General features: G+C 66.9%; 18 protein-coding genes and 1 pseudogene. 11 read left to right on the top strand and 8 right to left on the bottom strand.

Translation table 11 applies throughout. From position 1 onward, the window contains the following. Window positions 1-356: 356 nt before the first annotated feature. From ACZ7M2_RS04795 to ACZ7M2_RS04785, 3 genes are all read left to right on the top strand, one after another. Complete coding sequence (locus ACZ7M2_RS04795) at window positions 357-1298, top strand: ComEA family DNA-binding protein (protein ID WP_471594126.1); 942 nt, start codon at window positions 357-359, stop codon at window positions 1296-1298. Between the two features lie 161 nt (window positions 1299-1459). Further along, a complete protein-coding gene (locus ACZ7M2_RS04790; protein WP_471594125.1) occupies window positions 1460-3859 on the top strand; it encodes a ComEC/Rec2 family competence protein in 2400 nt (799 codons plus the stop codon). 276 nt (window positions 3860-4135) lie between these two features. Further along, window positions 4136-4381, top strand: a complete 246-nt coding sequence (locus ACZ7M2_RS04785) for a hypothetical protein (RefSeq protein WP_471594124.1) — start codon at window positions 4136-4138, stop codon at window positions 4379-4381. 63 nt (window positions 4382-4444) lie between these two features. On the opposite strand, the gene ACZ7M2_RS04780 is transcribed toward ACZ7M2_RS04785, so the two are convergent. Then, on the bottom strand, window positions 4445-4666 hold the full coding sequence (locus tag ACZ7M2_RS04780; RefSeq protein WP_471594123.1) for a hypothetical protein: 222 nt from the start codon (window positions 4664-4666) through the stop codon (window positions 4445-4447). A gap of 430 nt (window positions 4667-5096) precedes the next feature. On the opposite strand from ACZ7M2_RS04780, the gene ACZ7M2_RS04775 reads away from it, so the two are divergent. Together ACZ7M2_RS04775 and ACZ7M2_RS04770 are read left to right on the top strand one after the other, a co-directional pair. Next, the gene (locus ACZ7M2_RS04775) at window positions 5097-5837 is read left to right on the top strand and encodes an XRE family transcriptional regulator (protein WP_471594122.1); all 741 of its coding nucleotides are present in this window, start codon (window positions 5097-5099) and stop codon (window positions 5835-5837) included. Between the two features lie 1028 nt (window positions 5838-6865). Continuing rightward, the gene (locus ACZ7M2_RS04770; protein ID WP_471594121.1) at window positions 6866-7441 is read left to right on the top strand and encodes a hypothetical protein; all 576 of its coding nucleotides are present in this window, start codon (window positions 6866-6868) and stop codon (window positions 7439-7441) included. Between the two features lie 179 nt (window positions 7442-7620). On the opposite strand, the gene ACZ7M2_RS04765 is transcribed toward ACZ7M2_RS04770, so the two are convergent. The 4 genes from ACZ7M2_RS04765 to ACZ7M2_RS04750 form a co-directional block, all read right to left on the bottom strand. Continuing rightward, entirely contained in the window at window positions 7621-7788 is a 168-nt protein-coding gene (locus ACZ7M2_RS04765) for a hypothetical protein (protein WP_471594120.1), read from the bottom strand. Window positions 7789-7889: 101 nt separating this feature from the next. Then, a complete protein-coding gene (locus tag ACZ7M2_RS04760) occupies window positions 7890-9296 on the bottom strand; it encodes a phage major capsid protein (protein ID WP_471594119.1) in 1407 nt (468 codons plus the stop codon). Between the two features lie 97 nt (window positions 9297-9393). Continuing rightward, complete coding sequence (locus tag ACZ7M2_RS04755) at window positions 9394-9603, bottom strand: hypothetical protein (RefSeq protein ID WP_471594118.1); 210 nt, start codon at window positions 9601-9603, stop codon at window positions 9394-9396. 2005 nt (window positions 9604-11608) lie between these two features. Then, complete coding sequence (locus tag ACZ7M2_RS04750) at window positions 11609-13303, bottom strand: recombinase family protein (RefSeq protein WP_471594117.1); 1695 nt, start codon at window positions 13301-13303, stop codon at window positions 11609-11611. A 40-nt stretch (window positions 13304-13343) separates the two neighbouring features. Here ACZ7M2_RS04750 and ACZ7M2_RS04745 point away from each other — a divergent pair. The 4 genes and pseudogenes from ACZ7M2_RS04745 to holA all read left to right on the top strand — a co-directional run. Further along, window positions 13344-13478, top strand: a pseudogene (locus ACZ7M2_RS04745) (ComEC/Rec2 family competence protein); the annotation flags it as partial. A gap of 4 nt (window positions 13479-13482) precedes the next feature. Next, the gene (locus ACZ7M2_RS04740; protein ID WP_471594116.1) at window positions 13483-14310 is read left to right on the top strand and encodes an arylamine N-acetyltransferase family protein; all 828 of its coding nucleotides are present in this window, start codon (window positions 13483-13485) and stop codon (window positions 14308-14310) included. 242 nt (window positions 14311-14552) lie between these two features. Next, window positions 14553-14798 (top strand): hypothetical protein, encoded by a 246-nt coding sequence (locus ACZ7M2_RS04735; RefSeq protein ID WP_060901959.1) that lies wholly within the window; start codon window positions 14553-14555, stop codon window positions 14796-14798. Between the two features lie 73 nt (window positions 14799-14871). Continuing rightward, window positions 14872-15858 carry a DNA polymerase III subunit delta gene (gene holA, locus ACZ7M2_RS04730; protein ID WP_266624663.1) on the top strand — a complete coding sequence of 329 codons (987 nt, stop codon included), beginning with the start codon at window positions 14872-14874 and terminating at the stop codon, window positions 15856-15858. Between the two features lie 469 nt (window positions 15859-16327). Here holA and rpsT read toward each other — a convergent pair whose 3' ends face one another. Then, window positions 16328-16594 carry a 30S ribosomal protein S20 gene (gene rpsT / locus ACZ7M2_RS04725; RefSeq protein WP_054231951.1) on the bottom strand — a complete coding sequence of 89 codons (267 nt, stop codon included), beginning with the start codon at window positions 16592-16594 and terminating at the stop codon, window positions 16328-16330. A 224-nt stretch (window positions 16595-16818) separates the two neighbouring features. On the opposite strand from rpsT, the gene lepA reads away from it, so the two are divergent. Beyond that, window positions 16819-18687, top strand: coding sequence for a translation elongation factor 4 (lepA, locus tag ACZ7M2_RS04720; RefSeq protein ID WP_352046183.1), 1869 nt, complete (start codon window positions 16819-16821; stop codon window positions 18685-18687). A gap of 261 nt (window positions 18688-18948) precedes the next feature. Beyond that, window positions 18949-20823 carry an AMP-dependent synthetase/ligase gene (locus ACZ7M2_RS04715; protein WP_471594115.1) on the top strand — a complete coding sequence of 625 codons (1875 nt, stop codon included), beginning with the start codon at window positions 18949-18951 and terminating at the stop codon, window positions 20821-20823. Window positions 20824-20902: 79 nt separating this feature from the next. Here ACZ7M2_RS04715 and ACZ7M2_RS04710 read toward each other — a convergent pair whose 3' ends face one another. Both ACZ7M2_RS04710 and ACZ7M2_RS04705 read right to left on the bottom strand, forming a co-directional pair. Next, the gene (locus ACZ7M2_RS04710; protein WP_471594114.1) at window positions 20903-21487 is read right to left on the bottom strand and encodes a response regulator; all 585 of its coding nucleotides are present in this window, start codon (window positions 21485-21487) and stop codon (window positions 20903-20905) included. Between the two features lie 11 nt (window positions 21488-21498). Further along, the coding region (locus tag ACZ7M2_RS04705; RefSeq protein ID WP_471594113.1) for a HAMP domain-containing protein at window positions 21499-24660 on the bottom strand (3162 nt) is incomplete at its 5' end.

The following is a 24660-nucleotide window of genomic DNA, read 5'->3' as shown; positions in this document are numbered from 1 at the left end:
CGGAGTTATCCACAACTGGGTAGTTTTCCCCGGGATTTGAGCAAGATCATCGCGAGGGTCGCGAGTTGCCCGATCCTCGACGCATGGCACTTCGATCACGCTCACGCACCGCCACACCGACCAGCGGCCCGGGCCGCGGCCCCGTCTCCGACGGCCGCACCCGCCATCGCCGCCATCGCTCGCCCAGCCGCGCAGGCACAGGTGTGGGTACAGACGCAGGTACACGTACAGGTACGGATACAGGCGCCCGCGCCCGACGCCGCGATGCCTCGGCCGAGGCGCTCCGTCTGCGCGCGCAGGCACTCTTCTCCGAAAGGCCCGGCACACGAGGGGAGTTGGGGGACGGGCCGCCGGGCGTGGACCGGGATGTCGGAGGCCCAAGGGGGAGCACCTCGGCAGGGGGCGGGGTCGCCGTCGTTCGGGGAAGTGGCGGCTCTTCGCCCACCGGGGTCCTGGACCATGACGAACCGAGCCCAAGCTCAGGTGCGCGTGCGAGCGCGAGCGACCATGCCGAGCATGGCGCTCCCGTGCCTGAGGCAACGGCGGCATGGCGAGAGCGGGCCGGGCTTGCCGTGCGGGAGCGGATGCCGCTGTGGCTGCAGTCGAGGTGCGGTCTGGAGCGCAGGAGTGTGACCGCACTCGGTGTGCTGCTCGTTGTCGCCGTGGTCTTCGCCGTGCAGCAGTTCTGGGGTGGCCGGACGCAGTCGGTGCGGGCTCCCGAGGTCGTGCGGGCAGTGGCGCCGTACGGCGGGCGGAGCGGCGCGATGGAGCAGAAGTCGGCGGACCCGGGAGGCGCGGCCGGGGCGCCGCCGAGCCCGGCCGGTTCGGCCGGTTCGTCTGGGACCGTGATCGTGGTGGACGTCAGCGGCAAGGTGCGCAGTCCCGGGCTGCAGCGACTGCCGGCCGGCTCGCGGGTCGAGGACGCGCTGCGGGCCGCGGGTGGGGTGCGACCGGGTGCGAACACCGAGGGGCTCAACCGGGCCCGCCTCCTGGTGGATGGCGAACAGGTCCTGGTGGGCGTCCCCGTCGCCGTGACTGGACCGGGCATGGGTGGCGGCTCCAGTGCCACGGGGATCGGCGGATCCGTTTCAGGAGCGGCTCCTTCGGCTCCCGTCTCCCTCAACACGGCCACCGTGGACCAGCTCGACACCCTGCCGGGCGTCGGTCCCGTTCTCGCCCAGCACATCATCGACTACCGCACCCAACACGGCGGCTTCCGTTCCGTCGACGAGCTGCGTGAGGTCAATGGCATCGGCGACCGCCGGTTCTCCGATCTGCAGAAACTCGTACGGCCGTGAGCGGGCCCACCGGGCCCTCGGCGGCTTCCGCGACCTCGTCGCCCTCTTCGACCCCTTCGCTTCCTTCATCTCCGCCACCTCTTCCGCCTCCTTCACCCCACGCGGCCTTCGCGCCGACGGATGCCACGCGGAGCACCCGGCACTCCCGGAGCCGCCGAGCCGTGCACGCCGCCTCGGGGAAGCGGCTCGGTGCCGCCCACCCCCGGGAGGAAGGGCCGACGGATTTGCGGCTCGTGCCGCCCGCGCTCGCGGTCTGGGTGACGGCGGCGGTGACCGTGGGCGCACCGCCCGGACGGGTCACGGCCGTGGTGGTGGGCTGCCTGGTCCTGGCAGGCGCGTTGTTGGCGTCGGGGCGGACCAAGGCGCGCAGGTTGACGGAGTGCGGCGCACGACCATCCCGTGCGTGGTCGCGGGTCTCCGTCGCCGCCTCGCTGCTCTGTGTCGCGGCGGCCGCCGCCTCCGCGGGACTGCACGGGGCGGATGCACGCCGCGGCCCGATCCCGGCCCTGGCACGGCAGTACGCCCAGGTGACCGCCGAGGTGGAGATCACCTCCGACCCACGGCTCACCCGGCCTCGGATCAAGGGAGATCACGCGGCTCCCACGGCTGTGCTGCTCGACGCGGAGGTCCGGCGGGTGACGCGGGCGGGCGGCGACGGGGCCGTGGTGGCGACACGTACGCCGGTGCTGATGATCGTCGACGCGAGTTCGCCGAGGGGCTCGCCCCGGCTGCCCGGCGGGCGCTCGCCCTGGCTGTCACTGCTGCCGTCCACACGGTTGCGGGTGGCCGCGCGGCTCGCCCCCGCGCTGTCGGGCGGGGACCGGATCGCGGCCGTGCTGCGCGTGCGGGGGAGCGGGCCGCCGGAGGTGGTGGGGCAGCCGTCCGGGCCGCAGCGGTTCGCCGGCCGGTTGCGCGAGGGCCTGCGGCAGGCGACCGACGGTCTGGAGGCGGACGCGCGGGCGCTGCTGCCGGGGCTGGTCGTGGGGGACACCTCACGGGTCACGCCGGAGCTGGACGAGGCGTTCAAGGCGACGGATCTCACACACCTGCTGGCGGTCAGCGGCGGCAACTTTACGATCTTGCTCGCCCTGTTCGTCGGACCACCAGGCCTCGCCCAGCGCGCCGAGCGGCGTGGTCTCGCGCCGCGGCTCGGTATTCCGCTGCGGGCGACCGCCCTGCTCGGTGGCGCGGTCACGCTCGGCTTCGTGATCGTGTGCCGGCCGGACCCGAGCGTGCTGCGGGCCGCGGCGTGCGGATCGATCGCGCTGCTCGCCCTCGCGACCGGCCGCCGCAGATCGCTGATCCCAGCCCTGGCCACGGCCGTACTGCTGCTGGTGCTGTACGACCCCTGGCTGTCACGGAGTTACGGCTTCCTGCTCTCCGTGCTGGCGACCGCCGCCCTGCTCACGCTCGCCCCGCGGTGGAGTGCGGCGCTCCAGAGACGCCGGATGCCGCCGCGCCTGGCCGAGGCACTGGCCGCCGCGGGCGCCGCACAGGCCTTGTGCGCGCCGGTCGTCGCGGTTCTGTCGGCCCGGGTGAGCCTGGTGGCGGTGCCGTGCAATCTGCTCGCGGAGTTCGCCGTCGCGCCGGCCACGGTGCTGGGGTTCGCGACGCTGGTGACGGCGCCGGTGGTGCTGCCCGTGGCCAAGGGGCTCGCGTGGTGCGCGAGTTGGCCGGGCCGGTGGATCGCCGACATCGCACGGACCGGAGCCGCGCTGCCCGGCGGGGGAGTGGACTGGCCCGCGAGTTGGCCGGGGGCGCTGCTGCTCGCCCTGGTCACGGCGGTCGTCGTGTTCGCCGGCCGACGGCTCCTGAAGCACCCTTGGCTGACCGGTGTCTGTGTCGTGGTGTTCCTGCTGGTCGTGGTGCAGCCGGCGCCGCTCACCAGAGTGATCACGGGATGGCCGCCGCCCGGCTGGCGGTTCGCGATGTGCGACGTGGGACAGGGCGACGCGACGGTGCTCGCGGCGGGCGAAGGCACCGCGGTGGTGGTGGACGCGGGCCCCGATCCGGCGCTGGTCGACCGCTGTCTGAGCACGCTCGGCATCACCCGGATCCCGCTCGTCGTGTTGACGCACTTCCACGCCGACCATGTGGCGGGGCTGCCGGGGGTGCTGCGCGGGCGGGCGGTGGGGGCGATCGAGACGACGGGTTTCGCGGAGCCGCCCGACCAGGTCGAGTTCGTACGGAGGGAGGCGGCCGCTCGCCACATCTCGGTGACGTCAGCCGTGGCGGGTGAACGGCGGCGCATCGGCAGTCTCGACTGGCAGGTGCTGTGGCCGCCACCGAGCCCGGCGCCCACCCCGGACGGGCCGAACGACGCCAGCGTCGCCCTCGTCGTACGGTCGGCGGGGCTGCGGCTGCTGTTGCTCGGCGACCTCGAACCGCCGGCGCAGCAGGCGCTGCTGCGATCGCCGGCGGCCGGGGAGCTTACGGCCGTGGACGTGCTCAAGGTCGCCCACCATGGCTCGGCCTACCAGGACCCGGAGCTCATACGGAGGGTGGCCCCGCGGCTGGCCCTGATCTCGTGCGGCAGGGACAACCCGAAGACTCTGGACTAGTAGTTCTAGCACGTCTGCCCTGGTCAGCGCATCAACGCAGTGGCAGAAGTGCGGCCCAAATAGGGGCAGTTACGTGTCCGTGGAAGGGCATCGCCACGTAACCTGATCACGTAAAAAAAGTGCCCCGGCGGGAAGGGTGAAGGCTTCCGCACCGGGGCTTACCGACTGATTGGAGTCGGCATGACTGAGCCTATCGGGACTGAGACCCATGAGCTCTTGCGCCGCCTACCGTGGACCGGCCCCGGGGGCATGGCTGAGTACGGAGCGCCCGGGGAAGTGGACCAGATTGCCGACCGCACCGAAGCACACATCATCAGCATGGCGCGTAACGATGCCGCCTACGCGCTGGCCATGGCGGAGCGCCCGGAAGTCTCGCGCGCTGAACTCTGCTCACTGATCGGAAAGTTGGCAGGGGCCGTGAAGGACGTTGCCAGCGTGGCAGAACTGCGCGGAGAACGGCTCAACGCTCCGGTAGCAAGGGCCCTTGAAGAAGCCTTGCGCGAGGCTCTTCGCCAGCGCTAAGCAGCAGGAAGCCCCGTAGCGGCTCCGGGAGGTTCCCAGGGTCACTACGGGGCTTCCTGCTGCTCAGCGTCCGGGGTAGTCCGGATCGTCCTCGGCCGTCAGCAGGGGCGTGGACCCCTCCGACCAGTGGTTGACCCAACCGCAGAGCCCACAGGCATAGCGAGCGTTCACGCCGTGCACCTCGGCACCGCAGTCATGGCACATAGTGGCCGTGATCTCTTTGCGTGCCAGAGCCTCCGTCGTATCAATGACGGGCATGGTTTCCGGCTGCTGTTTCTGCGCCATGCGTACACGGTACCGGCACGGTCGGGACGAAGCCCGAGCCCCAGCCACAGTTTCCGCAGGCCCAATTTCCAGTCGCTCCCTGCTGGCAGGCGGCGCCACAGTTGGGACATGCCATCGCTCAGTCCTCCATGAGTGTCATCGTGCGTCGCTGGTCTGTCTTCAACCGCACGGCGTACGGTTGTCCGTTCGCGTCGTTCAGTGAGTCTTTGCAGTGGATGCACACTCCCGTCTCGTCATCCCAGATGACCAAGACACGGCAGGATGCGCACACCCTTTGCGTCGGACCCGTTTCGGTGTCCATGCCCTGATCCTGGCCCCACAGCGAGGACGAATCAGCGCCCGTGCAGGGACAGTTGGGCCCTCCGGGCGCTACCTTGGAAAAGGCCCAAACGTCTCGGGGGAAGCCTTGAACACTGCCCTACGATCAGCTATGGACGCCGCGAACCAGTCGCCCCGGAAGTTGGCGGCGCGCATCGGGGTAACTGGCAAGACGATCGAGAGATGGCTTGCGGACGAAGAGCTTGTGCCGCACGCCCGGAACAGGCAAGACGCCGCAGAGGCGTTGGGAGTCGATGAAGAAATGCTCTGGCCCAAGGTCGTAAAGGACCGCATTAAGACGGGCGGGGATCTAGAGATCGTCCACTCGTACCCGTACCGGTCGGCATGCCCGTCAACGGTTTGGGCCGAGCTGATCAAGAACACCCGCGAGGATTTGTTCCTTGCCGGATATACGAATTACTTCTTCTGGACACAGTTTCCCGCATTCGCTGAAACTCTGCGGAGCAAGGCGCAAAACGGCTGCCGCATCCGCTTCCTGCTTGGGAACCCGGACGGCGAGACCACACGACAGCGCGAGGTGATCGAGGATGTGGCGCTGAGCGTTTCTACGCGTATCCGAATCACACTTGGCGAACTGTCCAAGCTTGGGCCGCTAGAGGGGCTGGAAGTCCGTTACAGCGCGCCGGAGGATGCGACTAACCATGTGAGCCTGTCGGTCTTCCGGTTTGATTCCGAGGCGCTTGTGACTCCGCACCTTGCCCGGTTGGTTGGGCATGACTCGCCGCTCTTGCATCTACGGAAGCAGGACGAACGCGGGATGTTCTCGCGGTTCGCGGAGCATGCGGAGGAACTATGGGAGCGGGGCCAACGGCTACCGACAGACGGCGCATAGAAATCCACAGAATCCCTGTTGCGACTCCGGGGACACCCCGATGAAAAGAAAGAGCCCCGTACCGGCCACCAGTCAGGTAGCTAGTGCGGGGCTCATGTCATGCGGCCATTGCCAGGTATCGACGGCCGGTCCGTGCGGACACTCCGAAATGCTGGGCGATAGCCGCTCCGGTCACTCGCTGGCCAGCAGCGGATAGGGCGGCGATAGCGGAACGGACGGCGTCCGGGGTCGGCCGGTCGTCGTCGGCGACGCTCTCGGCCACGTCCGGCGCGCTGTTCTGGAAGTCTTCCCATAGGTCATTCGGTATTACCGGCCCAGGGAGGCCCTCAGCGGCTCTCTGCGGCACGTTGACCGGCTCACCGGCCGTCGCGTCCGTCGAGGTGGCCGTAAGGGGCTCAGAAGTCGCTCTAGGGGCCGCAGCGAGGTGCAAGAGGTGTGCGACAACGACGGGCGGAACGGCGGACGTAGCGGCCACCAGGAAAGCGGAGGACCCCATATAGCCGGACGCGATTAGGTGGGCAGTCACCTGAGCGGCGAGGGCGAGCGAGAGCGCCATTCCAGCGCCGACGAGAGCGGACGTCCGGCCGGACATGCCCTTAGGTCGAGTGGCAGCCATGACGGCCGCGACGGCGGCGTAAACGGACAATGACACCGGCATAAGCCAAGCAATGTCCGACGACCATCCCGCGCGGACAGCTAGGGCGTATTCGCCGGGGGCGGACATGGCCAGCGCGGCCAGCAGAACAACGGGGCGGCCAACAACGGCGGCCGCGCGGGCATAAAGGGGAAGGGTCAAGTTCATTTCTGACGTCCCGTCAGTTATTGTCCAAATTAAAATTCCGCTTCGGCCGGCTGCAAGATTTCGGAATTCTCCGCGAGGGTCATTTGCGTCGCGCGGCGATAAAGAAGCTCACGCTCGGTCCGCCTTCGGCGACGGCGTGAATCGTGTCGGCTGGCACTCAGAGAGATGGCTAGTGGCTGGCGCACGCACCCTTGACTGACGCGTTGCCCGCCCCGACCATGGCGGCATGGATTCAGGAATTGCAGCTGTACTTGGGGCACTTGCCGGGTCGGTTGCGACAATCGGCGCAGCGCTGGCTACCGGCTGGGCAGCACGAGAACAGGCGCATGTGGCGGCACGGGCGGAGCACCTTCGGCAGCGACGTGACACGCGGCAGGTCATCTACGAAGAGTTTATTAGCGCAGCACATGCGCACGCGGACCTAACCAAGCTCCTACTGGCGCCTACTCCAGAAGACTTTCACGACCTAGAGCGTCTGCGCATCCTTCCGCCAGGAATGGATCTAGCGGCAGTCATTAGCGAATCTAAGTCGCTCACTGAGAACATTACGAAGATATCGACCCGAGTCCGGCTCGCTGGCCCTAAAGAAGTAAGTGCGGCAGCGGCTATCCTTGAAGATAAGTCTAGTGATGTCTGGGTTTCGCTTTCTCTAATGGTCGTGCCCGCGAACTATCCAGGTGCGCCAAGCCTGTCGGAACAGTGGAACGAAGCCGCTATGCGTTTTGTAGAATTCAGCGAGGCCACGGATAGCTTTTCCGAATGCGCCCGGATAGCGCTGGACAACGACGGAACCAAGAATTAGTCGGCTTCGCCATGAAAACGTCGATCCCCATTCCGGTCTGGGTAGACCCCCCGCCTCGAATTTCGCAGAAGTGTGTCCCTGGCTGGGGGCTGGGTCCCTGGGGTGCACTCGCTTGGAGATAGAACCGCCCCCCCCTTGCAGACGTGACGGCCGGGCACCTACTCAGGTGAGTAGGTGACTCAGTCGGTGCCGTGCTCCTGCTCGACGACCGGCGGCATTCGCGGCGGACGCTGCGGAATGTGCGGCACCTTGCCATTGCGGCGACTCTGCGCCCGCAGGATGGAATTCCGCATAACGGCATACGCGGCGTCGTTCTTACCGATGTAACGCCCCATCTTCTTTCCCATTTGCTCTATCTCCTGTGGATAACGCGGCGAGGGCACCCGAGAGAATTCCTGAGTGCCCTCACCACAAATGCACCGACCTAAGTCAGGTAGCGGGTCAGCCCTTACAGCGTGTTCGTGATCGTGAAGCCGGAACCGCTCAGGACCGAAACAGCGCCGGGATACCGCGCAGCGGTAAACGCCATGTACTCGTATGCCCGCGCCAACAGCGAAAGATTTTGCGCGAAGGTCTGCGGGAACACTTCGAACTTAGGGACGGACTCCCAAAGGCGAATCTCAGAACTGCGGAACACGATCGCGCGGTCTTCGTTCGTGCCAGCACCAAGGTTCAGAGGGATTCCGCCGTCGATGTACACATCGAGACCGCAGAAACGGCCAATCGGACCTTCGGTCGCGAGCTTCGGAGCCAGCACACCCATGCTGTTAGTCGGCCCATTGTCAGCGGGCACTAGCAGCGGACGGCCGGTCGAATCGCGCTGCGCCATGAGCCAGACTGCGCGACGGGGCGCGAGTACCAGCGCATCAGGTGCCTCGAAAGTGGACGCGAACACCTGGCCAATAGCCTTAAGTACGGCGGTCTGGAATGTAATTCCGTCCGTGCCGGTCCAGCTAACCGCACCAGCGCCCGCAAGGTTCAGAAGGCCCGTCGCATTACCGCCGGAACCCGAACCGTTGATCACCTGCGCATTCACCTTAGTCGCAAGGTCCGCCGCAAGGTCGCCGAGGATAACGGTGTCGATGTTCAACGGCGACTGCTCGGCGAGCTGCAAGGAAACCGTCTGAGCGCCCGCAAGGGTCAGTACCGGTGCCGCGATAGACGTGGTGGTCATATCGACGTTCGTAACAGCGGTGTTTTGGGCGCCCTGTAGTCCGGTAGCCGTGCCCGTGGCGACCTTAGGCAGGTTGATTACGTCAGTACCCGCCGGAAGCCGGTCGTTAATCGTCAGATCGGCCGTGACCCGCTTCGCGCGAGCTAGGCGAATCCACTCGGTTTCCATCCACAGTGGCGGCACGAACTCACCGGCGTTGCCGTTCGTGGTCGACAGCGCGCGGCCTTCCTGGCTACGGGCGTCGGCCACCTGGCGGGAATTGCGCTCCATACGCTCGCGAGCCTCAGGGCTGTTGTTCTTGGCAACCGCGTACGCGTCGAGGAAGAACGAAGTCTCCTTGGAATCCCGGCGGTACACCTGGGGCTCAGAGGTGACATAGGCAGCGCCGGACATAGTGGAACGCTTCTCGCCGATTCCCGAGCCGGCCTCCGCCGTAGCGCCCTTGACAGCGCCGGAATACTTGCGCGCGTTGATAGCGGCGGACTCGTCGGCGGCTATCTGCGCTTCGAGCTCTGCAATTCGCTCGTTGTACTCCCGAACCTCGGTTTCGAGAGTATCGAATCGGAACTTCTCGCTGGCAGTGAGCGAGCGACGTTCGCGCTTTGCAGTCTCGGTAATGTTGTTTAGGCGTCGGACGGCGTCAAGCTTGTTTGCCTTAACGCCAGCAAGGAGAGAGTGCATGCTTTGCCTTTCTTCGGGCATGACTAAGGCCGCTCAGCGGGATTGCTGGCGGCCTGTTGGTTTCTGAATTCAGTTGTGAGGCGGAAAGCGTCGAAGCTCAGCGGTATTCGAGTTCGCCCCTGGTTCCGAAGCGCTCTCGCTCGGCGAGTTCGTCGGAGTAGGCCTTTTTGTCGAGGGCGAGCTTCCGGAATCCGGTTCCCGCTTCGAGTAGGTCAGCAATAACCGACAGCATTGGATGCGGGGCGCCGTCCACTTCGACCCCATCGCGCTCGACGACGGCGAAAGCGCGACTGAGCAGTCCGTCCATGCGGTCGCGAACGCGGGGCGTCTGTGAGTAGCGGTCTCGGCTCGCGGAAGCCGTCTCTAGGGGCTCGCGAAATACAGGGCGGCGAGAGTCCATCTCTTGTCTTCCTTTGTCTGGGCATGAAAAAAGGCCCCGACCGGCAGACATGAAGGCGGCATGTCGGCCAGTCGGGGCCATGTGCGGCGACGGGATCAGGGCACAGGAGTAGGCCGGAATCCGAAGTCGCCGAAGTCTTGAGAACGCCCCCGCCAGGGCGTCGCGCTGTCGTAGACACCTACTCACGTGAGTAGGTGGACGGTCACGCAGAAACGTTTCGTCTCTGTATGAACTAGAGCGGAAGGGTCTTCTCGTCGGCCTTCCGTCGGCGGAAGTCGGCGACCTTGCAGCGGGGCGAGCAGTATTTCCGGGGTCGCCCCTTACCGGTCCACCCGGCCGACTCGCCACAATGCACGCACTGAGCGCTCAGGCGTGCCTCGTGTGCTTCTTCGGCTAGCTCTAGTAGGTCTTCCTGTAGGTTCACGCAATCGTGTCCGGCTTCGTCGTAAGCGCAGTATTTTTGCCGGGCACGGTCGGGCCAGAAACCAGCGCCGCAGAGTTCGCACGTGCGCTGTTCCGGTGCCGGTCGCTTGCTGGCACGGTAGGCGGCCTGTCGACAGGCTGCGGAGCAGTAGCGTTCTTGTCGGCCGTACAGCGTGCGGTCGCACTTAACACATCGCGTCGTGTGGACCGCGTAGGCGTAATGGCCCATGGGTATTTACCAATCTCGGTGGTAGGTGGCTGTCTTCTACGGGGCGTCAGCGGGTCGGGTGACGGAGGTGACGTTCGATACCCATTTTCCGGTATCCCTTAGAGATCTCTATAGCTAAACAAAACTCAATCACTCTTATCCGAGATTGGTTACAGCAGCAGAGAGCTGCCCGCCCCGCTGTCGCTTAGCGGCGTACGCCGCCCGGTCCCGACAGCGACGGGAGCAATAGCGCGCGGGTCGGCCGACGCCGCTGTATTCGACGACGTTTTCGCAGCTAGACGCTTCGCAGCGCTGCCCGTGCTGCGCCGCCTCGGCGATGCCTAGGGCTCGCGCTATCAGCGCGTGCGCTGCAATCCGCGCGTCTGTCCCTTCCCCGATTGCCGCATGTGCGGCCGACTCAGCGTCTCGAAGTGCGGCCAGTAGGTCAGTGCTCATGCTCGATTCCTTCCGTCGGAATGCGTTATATCTCTGATGGCTATACGTCGTAATTCGCCGAAACGGCCGGCTCGCCCGTCGTAATACGTTGAAATTGATCCGTGAAAAAGCCCCGCCTTACGACGGGGCGATCTCGCGAAGCCGTTACGCGGCGTACTGGAGTCCCTTTATGCGAGCCGCACGGCCCGCGTCCTGTTCGACGTAGTGAACGAGGAGCATCATTCGCCGCGCTTGCAGCTCTAGCCGGTTCCCCATGTTTGCGCGGAAGGCGCGAACAAGTCGCCCGCGGTGGCTGTCCTCGCCGGACCAGCCGTTAATGCGCTTCCAGAATGTGTCAGCGCTCAGGCTCTCGGTAAGCATGCTCTCTCCCTAGCGGCCGGAAAGTGTGCGTGTTCCGGGGTCTGTAGGTACTAGAGCGGAAGGGTTTTTTCGTTTCATCTGACGGAGCGTCAGATTCGTGGACATTCGTCGGTGACGGCGACGGCGACCGGCCGACCGGTTCAAGGGCTTTTTGTTGGATCTGGCTTACCGTCAGGTTGTGAGGGAACGTAGGCGAGGGCGACCGACTCGACGACCCACCGGCTCGACCTCGATGACCGGCTCGACGGCGACCGGCGAAGCCCCGTAGTGACCCGTTCCCGCCTCGCTGGTCTGCCGGTACCAGCGCGGCGCTGTGGACGGCTTTAGCGGGCGCCTACAGCCCTCGCCGGTCGGCTGTCGACAACCCCGGCCGTAGCGGCTCAGCGGCCGTCTGAGGGCATGAAAAAGCCCCGGCCGGTCACAAGGACTAGCCGGGGCCGTAAGGGCCTCAGGCGGGCGTCTAGGTCATTCCGCATGCTCCTCGGTGGCAAGCGCGCTCAATTCGGCGGCAGCGTCCGCGAAGAACTGCTCTCGCAGTGCGAAGCTGACGCGCGACTCATCGAGCCTGCGCCATCCTCCCCGCGTTCCTCGCCTCACGGTCAAGAATGCGCCCGCCTCGACCAGCATTTCGCGCTTGCCGGTTACGTCAGTCTGCCTCCAATCGTCGGCGAACGTGCGGGCAAGCTGAATCACTTCGGTGCGCGCTTCGATTGTCTCGCGGCTCATGAGTTCCGTGATGCGCTTGTCCAGTGCGTCTCGCCGCTTCTCCCAAATGGCGAGCGTCACAGGGTTCGTCTGTGTGCCTTCGGACTTCATGTGTGCTTCGTACTCCGCTGCCGTCGCGTTTACCTCCGGCTGAGGATCGTATCCGGGAATGTGCTTTTTCTGAGTGAGCCTCAGTGCGCCGACCTGTCGCAGAAACTCGCGCTCTGCGTACTCTTCGGCCCATTCGCGTTTGATGATCGCGGGAGACTGGCACTTGTGGCCCCTGGTGTGCGAACCGCACTTGTACGTCTCGGTTTTGCTAGTGCTCTTGCTGGTACTGGAGGGCCGGTGAAGGTACATGCGTTCCCCGCACCCTGCGCAGTTAATGACCCGGAGCAAAAGCGCCACGGTGTCGACCCGGTCCGGCTTCTTGTTGTCCACGGAGTGTTCTGCGAGAGCGGCGCCTACGGCGTCGAATTCCTCGCGGGTCAGAATCGGCTCAGCGGTAGCCATGACGGGCTTACCCTCGCTGTCGCGTACGGGCTTGTTGTCCTGCGTCTTCCAGCCCAATAGGCGCTCAGAAGTCAGAAGTTCTTTGATGCTGCCGTGCCGCCATGCGAAGCGCCCACGCACCACGGTCTCACCAGCCCTGCCGCCGGTCTTCCCGCCGGTTTCCCGTCCCTTCTTGAGACTCCAGTGGTCGCGCGGTGAAGGAATTTCGTCGTCATTCAGGCCGCGTGCGATTGCTGCGAGGCTCTTGCCGGGAACGTTCTTGCTCGGGTCGCCCATGAGTTCCCGGATGATTCGCTCAATGACGGTAACGGCGTCCGGGTCTTGAACCAGGGTCCAGCCGCCGTCTTCCAGCGGGGCGGGCATGTATCCGTAGGGTGGACGGGAACCACGCCAGCGAAGGGGCATCACGCGCATTGCCGCCTGAGCGCTAGTGACGCGTTCCCGGATTGCCTGAGCCTCCATCTGTGCCGCGAAGGCGAACAGCGTCACCATGAGCTGAGCCATGGGATTGAGCGCGTCCCGAAAGTCCAGCACCAGCCGCCCGCCCGGTCCCTCGGCGAACGCGATCATTTTCCGGTGTTCGCGCGCCCACTTCGCCAATTCGTGCATGTCATCCATGGACCGAACGGCGCGATCGAATCGCCAGAAGACCAGCGCGTCAAAGTCATCCGGTCGGCGAAGCCAAGAGCCCAATTCCGGGCGCTCAAAGGGCGTGGTCTTGCTTGCGCTGACACCTAGGTCAACGGCTTCTCTGTCGGCAAGGTCAATTCCCAATGATGCGGCGGCGCCCCGGTTGGCTTCCCGCTGCCGTTCCGGTGAGGTTGTCTCGTCCGTGAGGACGGACAGACGGAGGGCAGAGACGCCCCTGAGTTGTGCTGTGTCCATGCCCTTGTTGGAGCGCAAGGGTTCCTCTGCCGCGCTGACCTGCGGTTTTGCTGTCATGGTGGGCCGCTCCCAGAACTACTAGTCGGGAGCCTTCGGAAACCCGTACGGGCATCCCGCGCCCAGCACGGTCGCGGCGCTGCGAGCCGGGGGCGCCGTGGTGCTGCGGACGGACAAGGACGGGGCGCTGGCCGTCGTCGGTGGGGACGGAGGGCTGAGCGTGGCGAGAGACTGAGGGTATGAATTCCGCACAGGCCGATGCCTACCTCCGCCGGATCGGCGCCCATCACCCCGCGTGGCCCACGTCAGGTGTGCTGCGTGACCTGCACCTGCGCCATCTCAAGGCGGTGCCGTTCGAGAACCTGTCGATCCATCTGGGTGAGGAGATCGTGCTGGAGGAGAAGCGACTGCTGGACAAGGTGGTGGGCGGGCGCCGGGGTGGCTTCTGCTACGAACTGAACGGGGCGTTCGGGGCGTTGCTCGGGGCGCTGGGCTTCGACGTCACGCTGCTCGCGGGGCGGGTGTACGGGGAGGAGGGGCGGCTCGGGATCCCGTACGACCATCTCGCGTTGCGGGTGCGGACGGTGGACGGGGGCGACTGGCTGGCGGACGTCGGGTTCGGGGCGCACAGTCACTATCCGCTGGCTTTCGGGGCGAGGACCGAACAGGTGGACCCGGGGGGCACGTTCAGGGTGCTCGAGGCGGGTCCGGACGCGGCGGGCGTGCGGGGCGTCGGCGGGCGGCGGGAGGCCGAGGACCTGGACGTCATCCGGGACGGCGGCCCGCAGTACCGCCTGGAGGTGCGGCCGCGGGTGCTGGGGGACTTCGCCGCCGGAGCCTGGTGGAACAGCACTTCGCCGAAGTCGCATTTCACGCGGTCGCTGGTCTGTTCGCGGGTGACGGAGGACGGAGGGCGGATCACGCTCAGCGGTCGGAACCTGACGGCGACGGCGCCGGACGGGACGAAGGAGGTGGGGGAACTGGCAACGGACGAGGAGGTGCTGGCGCTCTACCGGGAGCGCTTCGGGATCGAGCTGGACCGGGTGCCGGAGGTGCGGAAGGGCTGATTCCCGCGTGCCGGTGGAGCGGTCGGGGGCGGAGCGGTCACATGGGGTTACTTGTGCGTGGGTCCCAGTACGCGGTACGCGCGTGGTCCCAGTAGGTGCGTGTTGCCAGTGCATGTGCCGGATTCCTGTGATGGGGTCTTGAGTTCGTTGATCGGTTTCACCGTGCGGCACATCGGGCTGCGGATTGATCAGGAGAGCCGACCCCGGCGTCGGTCGTGTGCGGCGTGGCGGAAAATGTTCTCGTGAGTGATGTGAGACATGTGCTGGTGCTGCCCGACCGCGATGCCGCGGAAGAGGCGGCGGAGGTGATCGGTGACCGGTTCGGGCTCGACGAGGAGCCGCAGCTCGTCAGGGACGCGCTGGCCGGTGAGGACGATGCCGAGGACGCGCAGTGGCTACTGGTCCTGACGGATCCCGGGGAGCGGCTCGATTCGAAGGAGCTGGACGAGTTCGCGGGGGAGTGGGACGGCTGGCGCGAGGAGCCGTAGCGCTCAGCCGGGGCTGGGCGCGCGGGTTCCCGTGCGGGACGCGTTGTCAGTGGCGCGTGGGATGCTTTCGGTGATGGCCAAGAAGACCGCTCAAGACGACCCTCTCGCCCCCGTCACACTTGCCGTGGGCCAGGAGGACCTCCTGCTCGACCGTGCCGTGCAGGAGGTGGTGGCCGCCGCCAGGGCCGCCGACGCCGACACGGACGTACGGGACCTCACTCCGGACCAGCTGCAGCCCGGCACGCTGGCCGAGCTCACGAGTCCCTCGCTCTTCTCCGAGCGCAAGGTCGTGGTCGTGCGCAATGCGCAGGATCTGTCGGCCGACACGGTCAAGGACGTGAAGGCGTACCTGGACGCACCGGCCGAGGAGATCACCCTCGTGCTGCTGCACGCCGGTGGGGCCAAGGGCAAGGGGCTCCTCGACGCCGCGCGCAAGGTGGGGGCGCGGGAGGTTGCGTGCCCCAAGATGACGAAGCCCGCGGACCGGCTGGCGTTCGTGCGCGGCGAGTTCCGGGCGCTCGGGAGATCGGCCACGCCCGAGGCGTGCCAGGCGCTGGTCGACTCGATCGGGAGTGATCTGCGGGAGCTGGCGTCCGCGGTGTCGCAGCTGACCGCGGATGTCGAGGGGACAATCGACGAGGCCATTGTCGGGCGGTACTACACCGGGCGGGCCGAGGCGTCGAGCTTCACCGTGGCCGACCGGGCCGTGGAGGGGCGGGCCGCGGAGGCGTTGGAGGCGTTGCGGTGGTCTTTGTCGACCGGGGTCGCGCCCGTCCTGATCACCAGCGCGCTGGCTCAGGGGGTGCGGGCGATCGGGAAGCTGTCCTCCGCGCGAGGGGGCCGGCCGGCCGATCTTGCCCGTGAGCTGGGGATGCCGCCGTGGAAGATCGATCGGGTGCGGCAGCAGATGCGGGGGTGGACGCCGGACGGGGTCGCGGTTGCCCTGCGGGCGGTCGCCGATGCCGATGCCGGGGTCAAGGGCGGGGGAGACGATCCCGAGTACGCGCTGGAGAAGGCGGTCGTGGCGATTGCTCGGGCGGCTCGGTCTCGGCGGGGCTAGTTCCCGGCGGGGCTGGTTCTCGGCGAGGCTGGTTCCCGTCGGGGCTGAGTCTGGGTTCCTCGCCCCCGCCACCATCCGCCCCTACCTTGTCCCATCCCGTACCTGAGGGCTCCGCCCTCAGACCCCGCCCTCAGACCCCGGGTGAGGTTCGTTGGCTGTGGGTGGGTGGGGCGCTCGCGCAGTTCCCCGCGCCCCTGGAGCGAGGCTCCGCTTCGATTCCCTGTCCACCCCCCTGTCCGCTTCCCCGTCCGCAGCCCTGACAGGACGCTCGCCCCACGCCAAAGGCCCCGTCCGTCTCCTGGGGAAGGAGGGGAACGGGGCCTTCGGATCACGATGGTGGATCCACGCCCGCGTGGCGAACGCAGGCCGCGCGTGGGTCCGGGGGTGCCGGTCAGGAGCGGAAGAGAGGGCCCGCTGGGTCCTTTCCGGCGGTCAAGTCAGGGGTTGAGCCCGCTAGGGCCCAGCCGACTCAGCCCTTGAGGGAAGAGACCTTCGAAGCAAGCGCCGACTTCTTGTTGGCGGCCTGGTTCTTGTGGATGACGCCCTTCGAGACGGCCTTGTCGAGCTGGCGCGACGCAGCGCGCGTGTACTCGGTGGCCTTCTCGACGTCACCCGCGGCAGCAGCCTCGCGGGCCTTGCGGATCGCGGTCTTCAGGGAGGACTTGACCGACTTGTTGCGCAGCCGAGCCTTCTCGTTGGTCTTGATCCGCTTGATCTGGGACTTGATGTTCGCCACGAATGAGCCTTTACAGGTTCAGGCGCGCGAGACAGCACGTCTCGCTCGCCGTTTGATTTCCTTGGGGTGTGCCTCCTGCAGAGAGGGCACGAGACACAGCCACCCAGGCTACCAGTAGCCGCACGACCGGCCCAAACCGGTCGCAGCTCCCCACCCGTGGGACCATGGAGCCTACGTATCGATCCGACCCGAGGCGACAGGCGCCTCAAGAGACAGGACCCTGCGTGCCCGCGACCCCTAACAATGTGCCCGAGCCGAGCCGTACCGCCCCGGCTCTGATTCGCAATTTCTGCATCATCGCGCACATCGACCACGGCAAGTCCACGCTCGCCGACCGCATGCTCCAGCTGACCGGGGTGGTCGAGCAGCGGCAGATGCGTGCTCAGTACCTCGACCGCATGGACATCGAGCGCGAGCGTGGCATCACGATCAAGTCCCAGGCGGTCCGGCTGCCCTGGGCCCCGACGGAGGATCCGGGCAACACCCACATCCTCAACATGATCGACACCCCCGGGCACGTGGACTTCACGTACGAGGTGTCCCGGTCGCTGGCCGCCTGCGAGGGGACCGTCCTCCTCGTCGACGCCGCCCAGGGCATCGAGGCGCAGACCCTCGCCAACCTCTACCTGGCGATGGAGAACGACCTCAAGATCATCCCCGTACTCAACAAGATCGACCTGCCGGCCGCCCAGCCGGAGAAGTTCTCCGAGGAGCTCGCCAACCTCATCGGCTGCGACCCCGAGGACGTACTGAAGGTCTCCGCCAAGACCGGTGTCGGCGTCGAGGCGCTGCTGGACAAGGTCGTGGCCGAGATTCCGGCTCCGGTCGGTGTCCAGGACGCGCCCGCGCGCGCCATGATCTTCGACTCCGTGTACGACTCCTACCGGGGCGTCGTGACGTACGTACGAGTCATCGACGGACAGCTCAACAAGCGTGAGCGGATCCGGATGATGTCCACGGGGGCTACGCACGAGCTTCTGGAGATCGGGACCAATTCGCCGGAGATGCTGCCCGCGGACGGGCTGGGTGTCGGTGAGGTGGGCTACCTCATCACCGGCGTGAAGGACGTCCGGCAGTCCAAGGTCGGTGACACCATCACCACCCTGCACAAGGGTGCGACCGAGGCGCTCGGCGGGTACAAGGACCCCAAGCCCATGGTCTTCTCGGGGCTCTATCCGCTGGACGGGTCCGACTATCCCGAGCTGCGCGACGCCCTCGACAAGCTGCAGCTCAACGACGCCGCGCTCGTCTACGAGCCCGAGACCTCCGCCGCGCTCGGCTTCGGTTTCCGCGTCGGTTTCCTCGGGCTGCTGCACCTCGACGTGATCCGTGAGCGGCTCGAGCGTGAGTTCGGGCTCGACCTGATCGCGACCGCGCCGAACGTGGTCTACCGGGTCGTCATGGAGGACCGCAGCGAGCACATCGTCACCAACCCGAGCGAGTTCCCCGAGGGCAAGATCGACGAGGTGTACGAGCCCGTCGTGCGGGCCACGATCCTTGCGCCCTCCGAGTTCATCGGCTCGATCATGGAGCTGTGCCAGACCCGGCGCGGCACCCTGCTCGGCATGGACTACCTGTCCGAGGACCGGGTCGAGATCCGGTACACGCTGCCGCTCGCCGAGATCGTCTTCGACTTCTTCGACCAGCTGAAGTCGAAGACCCGGGGTTACGCCTCGCTCGACTACGAGCCCACCGGTGAGCAGACCTCCAGTCTGGTCAAGGTCGACATCCTGCTGCACGGCGACAAGGTGGACGCCTTCTCGGCGATCACCCACAAGGACGCGGCGTACGCGTACGGTGTGCGGCTCGTCGCGAAGCTGCGTGAGCTGATCCCGAGGCAGGCCTTCGAGGTGCCCATCCAGGCCGCCATCGGGTCGCGCGTCATCGCGCGCGAGACCATCCGCGCCATCCGCAAGGACGTCCTCGCCAAGTGCTACGGCGGTGACATCTCCCGTAAGCGGAAGCTGCTGGAGAAGCAGAAGGAAGGCAAGAAGCGGATGAAGATGGTGGGCTCTGTGGAGGTTCCGCAAGAGGCCTTCATCGCGGTGCTGTCCAGCGACGACAGCGGCGGCTCGGCGAAGGGCAAGAAGTAGCCACCTGTTACCCCCGGAAACTCGGGCACAATGCGGGCTCGTCGCGCTTCGGTGTGGCGAGCCCGTACGCGTGCGTAGGGTCGCTCTCTGTAGGAAGTGACAGGCCGCCGCCTCTTACGCACCGGCCGGACGCGCCTTACTCTGATCTCTGCTCGATGGTTACTCGCGAGTTAAACAACAGCCGAACCAGCCAGCCGCACAGCAACAGTCAGCAGTCGGTCGAGCCAGACGCACGCACTGTCGCGGGCCCCGGAGGATGTCGTGAGCGACACACAGACCCTGATCGAGAACCGTCCGCCGTCCGTGGCGGCCCTCTTCCTGGAGCGCGTGGCAGCCACGCCCGACGCCGAGGCCTACCGCTACCCGGTCCCCCCCGCCTCAGGTGAGGGCCCGGACGAGTGGAAGTCGCTGAGCTGGGCGCAGGCCGCTGAGCGGGTCTACGCCATCGCGGCCGGACTGATCGAACTGGGCGTACAGCCGGAGCAGCGCGTCGCGCTCGCCTCCTCCACTCGGGTCGAGTGGATCCTCGCCGACCTCGGCATCCTGTGCGCGGGCGCGGCCACGACGACGATCTACCCGCAGACGAACGCCGAGGAGTCGGCGTTCATCCTCTCCGACTCCGACAGCAAGGTCCTGATCGCGGAGAACGCGGCCCAGCTCGCCAAGGCCCGGGAGAAGCGCGCCGAGCTGCCCGCACTCGGCCACATCGTCGTCATCGACCCGGCGGGCGTCGAGACCGGCGACGGGGTGCTCACCCTCGCCGAACTGGAGACGCGCGGTGCCGCGTATCTGGAGAAGAACCCCGAGCTGATCCAGGAGCGCGTCGGCGCGATCACCGCCGACCAGCTCGCCACCCTCATCTACACCTCCGGTACCACCGGCCGTCCCAAGGGTGTGCGTCTCCCGCACGACAACTGGTCGTACATGGCGAAGGCCATCGCCTCGACCGGGCTGCTCGGCCCCGACGACGTGCAGTACCTGTGGCTGCCGCTCGCCCACGTCTTCGGCAAGGTGCTCATCTCCGGCCAGATCGAGGTCGGGCACGTCACCGCCGTCGACGGCCGGGTCGACAAGATCATCGAGAATCTGCCGATCGTGCAGCCGACGTACATGGCGGCCGTCCCGCGCATCTTCGAGAAGGTCTACAACGGGGTCGCGGCCAAGGCACGGGCCGGCGGCGGCGCCAAGTACAAGATCTTCCTGTGGGCCGCCGAGGTGTCCCGCGAGTACGCGAAGGCCAGCCAGGACAACTTCCGCCGCACCGGCACCGCCGCCGTGCCCTTCGGCCTGGGTGCCAAGCACAAGGTCGCGGACGCGCTCGTCTTCGCCAAGATCCGCGAGGCCTTCGGCGGCCGGCTGCGCGCCTGCGTCTCCGGCTCCGCCGCGCTCGCCCCCGAGATCGGCTACTTCTTCGCGGGCGCCGGCATCCACATCCTCGAGGGGTACGGCCTCACGGAGTCCTCCGCCGCCTCCTTCGTGAACCCCGGCGAGGCGTACCGCACCGGCACGGTCGGCAAGCCGCTGCCCGGCACGGAGGTGCGCATCGCGGACGACGGCGAGATCCTGCTGCGCGGCCCCGGCATCATGGAGGGCTACCACGGGCTGCCCGAGAAGACCGCCGAGGTCCTCGAATCCGACGGCTGGTTCCACACCGGCGACATCGGCGAGCTGTCGCCCGACGGGTACCTCCGGATCACCGACCGCAAGAAGGACCTCATCAAGACCTCGGGCGGCAAGTACATCGCGCCCGCCGAGGTCGAGGGCCAGTTCAAGGCCGTCTGCCCGTACGTCTCCAACATCCTCGTGCACGGCGCCGACCGGAACTTCTGCACCGCCCTCATCGCCCTGGACGAACCGTCCATCCTGGAGTGGGCGAAGGAGAACGGGCTGGAGGGCAAGTCGTACGCCGATGTCGTCGCGGCGCCTGCCACGGTCGCCCTCGTCGAGGGGTACGTCAAGGAACTCAACGAGGGGCTCCAGCGGTGGCAGACCATCAAGAAGTTCCGGTTGCTGCCGCGGGATCTCGATGTGGAGCACGGGGAGATCACGCCGAGTCTGAAGTTGAAGCGGCCGGTTGTGGAGCGGGAGTACAAGGGGCTCATCGAGGAGATGTACGCGGGTAGCCGGGAGGCGTGAGGTTGCCTTTCGGCCTGCGGGTCGGTGGGGGCTGGGCGTGCCCACGCGGCGGAGCCGCGGAGGGCACAGCCTCGCGTCCCTAAAGGACGCGGTTGCCGCTCAGCCCCGCTACCAGACTCTGCAGTTCTCGGACCTGCCTCCGTAGGTCGGAAAGGTCCGGGGGGTCTTCGGACGACAAGCGCTTCTCCAGGGCCGCAAGCCGTGTGCTGATCTGGGCCGCGTAAGTGTGTTCCTGGGTCAGCAGGCGTTCCAGCTGCTGGTTCTTGCGGTGGAGATCCAGGAAGACCGTGACCTTGGCGCGCAGGACCCAGGGGTCGAAAGGCTTGGTCAGATAGTCGGCGGCGCCGGTGGCGTAGCCGCGGAAGGCGTAGCCCGCGTCGGCGTCGGTGCCGGTCAGGAAGATGATCGGGACGTCCTTGGTCTGGTCGAGCCGCTTGATGTTGGCGGCTGTCTCGAAGCCGTCCATGCCGGGCATGCGGATGTCGAGGAGGACGACGGCGAAGCGTTGCCTGAGCAGCGCCTTCATCGCCTCCTCGCCCGAACGCGCACGTACGAGCGGCTCGTTGAGGGACCCCAGGACGGCCTCCAGCGCGATCAGGTTGTCCTCCATGTCGTCGACCAGGAGGATGCTGGCGCGCTCGTAGGTCGTTTCCTCAGCGCTCATGGTGACTGTCCTCATTCGGTCGTCGGCGGGGCCGCGGCCTCCTCGGACGATGTGCTCGGCCCCGGAACAACGGATTCTTCGGAGTCGTCCTGCTCCGTGTCGCGCGTGTTCTCCGGGTCGAGGAGGGCGCAGACGACCGTGAGCAGCTGATCGACGTCCACCGGCTTGGGTACGTAGTCGTTGGCACCGCGCACGATGGATTTCTCGCGGTCTCCCGGCATCGCCTTCGCGGTGAGGGCGACGATCGGCAGGCCCGTCCAGCGGGGGGTGCGGCGGATGGCGGAGATCGTCTCGTAGCCGTCCATCTCCGGCATCATGATGTCCATCAGGATGAGTTCCACGTCGGGGTTGCGCTCCAGGGTCTCGATGCCCTCGCGGCCGTTCTCCGCGTACAGGACGGGCATGCCGACGCGGCCCAGGACATGGGTGAGCGCGAAGACGTTGCGGATGTCGTCGTCCACGATCAGCACCCGTCGCCCCGGCAGGACCTGACCCGCCCGGCCGGCCTTCCACGCCTCCAGTTTGGTGGGGGTGGGCCAGGAGTCGTCGGTGTCGTGGGAGGTGTACGGCTCGGTGGACAGCTGCTCGGGCACGAGCGGCCGGTGGTCCTCCGGGGCGGCGCCGGTCGCCGTGTGCCCGGGGCTGATGACGGGGACGTACAGCGTGAAGGTGGAGCCTTTGCCGGGGGCGCTCTCCGCGATGATGCGGCCGCCGAGCAGTCCGGCGATCTCCCGGCTGATGGACAGGCCGAGGCCGGTGCCGCCGTACTTGCGGTTGGTGGTGCCGTCGGCCTGCTGGAACGCCTCGAAGATCACGGGGAGCTTCTCCGCGGCGATTCCGATGCCGGTGTCGGAGACGGCGAAGGCGATCACGTCGTCGCTGTTCTCCCGGGTGAAGGCGTGGTCTGGGTCCTTGAGGCGGTTGACGCGCAGTTCGACCCGGCCGGTCGCGGTGAACTTGATCGCGTTGGAGAGCAGGTTGCGCAGGATCTGCTGGAGCCGCTGCTCGTCCGAGTACATCTCCCGCGGTACGTCCTCCCCGACCTTCACCTCGAAGGCGAGACCCCGGTCGAGGGTGAGCGGGCGGAACGTGGCGTGGACGTAGTCGAGGAGTTTGATCAGGGGGAGCTTCTTCGGGCGTACGTCCATACGGCCCGCCTCGATCTTCGACAGGTCGAGGATGTCGTTGATGAGCTGGAGGAGGTCCGATCCCGAGCGGTGGATCGTCGTCGCGAACTGCACCTCCTGGTCGGAGAGATGACCGTCCGGGTTGTCCGACAGCAGCCGGGCCAGGATCAGCAGCGAGTTCAGCGGGGTCCGCAGCTCGTGCGACATGTTCGCCAGGAACTCCGACTTGTACTGCGAGCTTGTCGCCAAGAGCGCTGCCTTTTCCTCCAGTTCGGCGTTCGAGCGTTGCAGCTCCGCCTGCTGCGACTGGAGTTCGTCCGAGCGGTCCTGGAGCTGGATGGCGAGGCGCTGGGACTCGCCGAGCAGGGACTCCGTACGGGAGTTGGCGATGATCGTGTTGATGGCCACGCCGATGGTGTTCACGAACTGGTCGAAGAAGGCCAGGTGGACGTCGGAGAAGCGGGAGAAGGAGGCCAGCTCGATCACGCCGAGGAGTTTGTCCTCGAAGAGGATCGGGATGATGACGACGCTGGCGGGGGCGGCTTCCCCCAGACCGCTGTTGATCTTGATGTAGTCCGGTGGGGCCTCCTCGACGAGGATCCGCTTCTTCTCGCGGGCCGCCTGCCGGACCAGGCCGTGCACCGGCATGCCGCCCGTGTCGACCGTGGCGCCCTGCGCCGAGCCGTATCCGGCGATGAAGGCGAGTCCCTTGGTGGGGACGGCGGTGTGGAGGGAGGCCCCGTCCTCCTCCGGGTCGGCCAGGAAGAAGGCGCCGTACTGCGCGTTCACCAGCGGGGTCAGCTCGCGCAGGATCAGGTCGGCGACCTCCATCAGGTCGCGGTGACCCTGCATCAGCGCGGCCAGGCGGGCGAGGTTCGACTCCAGCCAGTCCTTCGCGCGGGTCGTCTCGCGGAGGTTGGCCACCATCAGGTTGATGTTGTCCTTCAGCTCGGCGACCTCCCCCTGCGTCTCCACGGTGATGGAGCGGGACATGTCGCCCTGGGCCACCGCGGAGGCCACCTCGGCGATCGCGCGGACCTGGGTGGTGAGGTTGGAGGCGAGTTCGTTGACATTGGTCGTGAGGCGCTTCCAGGTGCCGTACACGCCCTCGACCCGTGCCTGACCGCCGAGCTGGCCCTCCGAGCCCACCTCGCGGGCCACCCGGGTCACCTCGGAGGAGAAGGAGGAGAGCGTGTCGACCATCGTGTTGATGGTCGTCTTCAGTTCGAGGATCTCGCCGCGGGCGTCCACGTCGATCTTCTTCGACAGGTCGCCCTGCGCCACGGCCGTCGCGACCTGCGCGATGTTCCGCACCTGCGAAGTCAGGTTGTCGGCCATGTAGTTGACGTTGTCGGTCAGATCCCGCCAGACGCCGGAGACGCCGAGAACCTGGGCCCGTCCGCCGAGCCGCCCGTCGGTGCCGACCTCGCGGGCCACCCGGGTCACCTCGTCGGCGAAGGCCCGCAGCTGCTCCACCATCGTGTTGACGGTGTCCTTCAGCTCCAGGATCTCGCCGCGGGCGTCGACCGTGATCTTCTTCGACAGGTCGCCGTTGGCGACAGCCGTCGTCACCTGGGCGATGTTGCGGACCTGGGAGGTCAGGTTCAGGGCCATGAAGTTGACGTTGTCGGTGAGGTCCTTCCAGACGCCGGAGACGCCTCTGACCTGGGCCTGGCCGCCGAGGTTGCCTTCGGTGCCGACCTCGCGGGCGACGCGGGTGACCTCGTCGGCGAAGGCGGAGAGCTGGTCGACCATGGTGTTGATGGTCGACTTGAGTTCGAGGATCTCGCCCTTCGCCTCGACCGTGATCTTCTTGCCGAGGTCGCCCTGCGCGACGGCCGTGGAGACGAGGGCGATGTTGCGGACCTGCGAGGTCAGGTTGTCCGCCATGAAGTTGACGTTGTCGGTGAGGTCCTTCCAGACGCCGGAGACGCCTCTGACCTGGGCCCGCCCGCCGAGGTTGCCTTCGGTGCCGACCTCGCGGGCGACGCGGGTGACCTCGTCGGCGAAGGCGGAGAGCTGGTCGACCATGGTGTTGATGGTCGA

This window comes from Streptomyces sp. NPDC111507, assembly GCF_055638955.1.
This window is presented reverse-complemented; position numbering and strand designations above follow the sequence as displayed.

Coding starts and splice junctions, on each gene's coding strand:
- ACZ7M2_RS04770 (WP_471594121.1), top strand. CDS start 6,866: ATGGATTCAGGAATTGCAGCTGTACTTGGGGCACTTGCCGGGTCGGTT.
- ACZ7M2_RS04750 (WP_471594117.1), bottom strand. CDS start 13,303: ATGACAGCAAAACCGCAGGTCAGCGCGGCAGAGGAACCCTTGCGCTCC.
- holA (WP_266624663.1), top strand. CDS start 14,872: ATGGCCAAGAAGACCGCTCAAGACGACCCTCTCGCCCCCGTCACACTT.
- ACZ7M2_RS04755 (WP_471594118.1), bottom strand. CDS start 9,603: ATGGACGGACTGCTCAGTCGCGCTTTCGCCGTCGTCGAGCGCGATGGG.
- ACZ7M2_RS04740 (WP_471594116.1), top strand. CDS start 13,483: ATGAATTCCGCACAGGCCGATGCCTACCTCCGCCGGATCGGCGCCCAT.
- ACZ7M2_RS04780 (WP_471594123.1), bottom strand. CDS start 4,666: ATGGCGCAGAAACAGCAGCCGGAAACCATGCCCGTCATTGATACGACG.
- ACZ7M2_RS04710 (WP_471594114.1), bottom strand. CDS start 21,487: ATGAGCGCTGAGGAAACGACCTACGAGCGCGCCAGCATCCTCCTGGTC.
- ACZ7M2_RS04765 (WP_471594120.1), bottom strand. CDS start 7,788: ATGGGAAAGAAGATGGGGCGTTACATCGGTAAGAACGACGCCGCGTAT.
- ACZ7M2_RS04775 (WP_471594122.1), top strand. CDS start 5,097: ATGGACGCCGCGAACCAGTCGCCCCGGAAGTTGGCGGCGCGCATCGGG.
- ACZ7M2_RS04760 (WP_471594119.1), bottom strand. CDS start 9,296: ATGCACTCTCTCCTTGCTGGCGTTAAGGCAAACAAGCTTGACGCCGTC.